At 46.6% G+C, this 892-nt stretch carries 1 protein-coding gene; it reads left to right on the plus strand.

Translation table 11 applies throughout. The features are described 5' to 3' along the window. Nucleotides 1-464: recombinase family protein (locus tag EGI31_RS15220; protein WP_255038006.1), on the plus strand; the 464-nt coding region annotated here is incomplete at its 5' end. Nucleotides 465-892 lie beyond the last annotated feature (428 nt).

Here is an 892-nt window from a genome sequence, read left to right on the forward strand (position 1 = left end):
CCAAAGCCTTGCAGCAATGCCGAAAAGAAAAAGCCACTTTGATAATTGCAAAGCTTGACCGCTTAGGCCGTAATGTGGCTTTTATTTCAAACCTCATGGAAAGCAGTGTAGATTTTAAGGCCGTGGACAATCCCCACGCTAACAGATTGCTTTTGCACATGTTGGCAGCTTTTGCGGAGCATGAAAGGGAGCAAATCAGTAGCCGTACCAAGGAAGCTTTGAGGGCAGCCAAAAAGCGGGGCGTTATATTAGGCAAACATGGTAAAGAGGTTTTGAGCCAGCAGAACCGAGACGCCGCGGACAAATTCGCCCATGCTATGCAGCCCATTATCAAGGAACTGCAAGACCAGGGCTTTATAACAATAAGGGAAATCACCGCCGAATTAAACGAGCGGGAGGTGCCTACTTTTAGGGGCAAAACGTGGCACTTGGCCAGCGTTCACGCATTAATAAATAGGAGTTAAAACAAACAAAATGAGGCTTTCTTGGGCAATCCCCCTTCGGGAGGGTCAGGCAGACTTTCAGTCGCAAGTTTCGTTTTTTCAAACTCACTTGTGCTCATACGCTTCGCCTACCGGCTGTAGGGTAACCGCTTCAATCCTTATTGCTGGAACGCTAATACCAGAGCCAAAATAAGCACCGCACCATTTCATCAAGCGGGAGCGGCCACCTTATCAGGCTGGCCACAACCCCCTTGCTGAAAAGGTGCTAACGAGCAAGAGCCAACAGCAGGGAACGACCCGCACAAAACAACACATTGCCCGCCCCTATCGGGTCAGGTCAAAGAGTTGTTTTTACCAACGCACCGAGACGTTGAAAGAAATCGTATTGATATTCGTATTAAAAACGATTTTTATAATATAAATAATTATTATTAAGTGCGTTAACTTGA

The organism is Lacihabitans soyangensis (genome assembly GCF_024343775.1).
GTDB classification, from domain to species: domain Bacteria; phylum Bacteroidota; class Bacteroidia; order Cytophagales; family Spirosomataceae; genus Leadbetterella; species Leadbetterella soyangensis.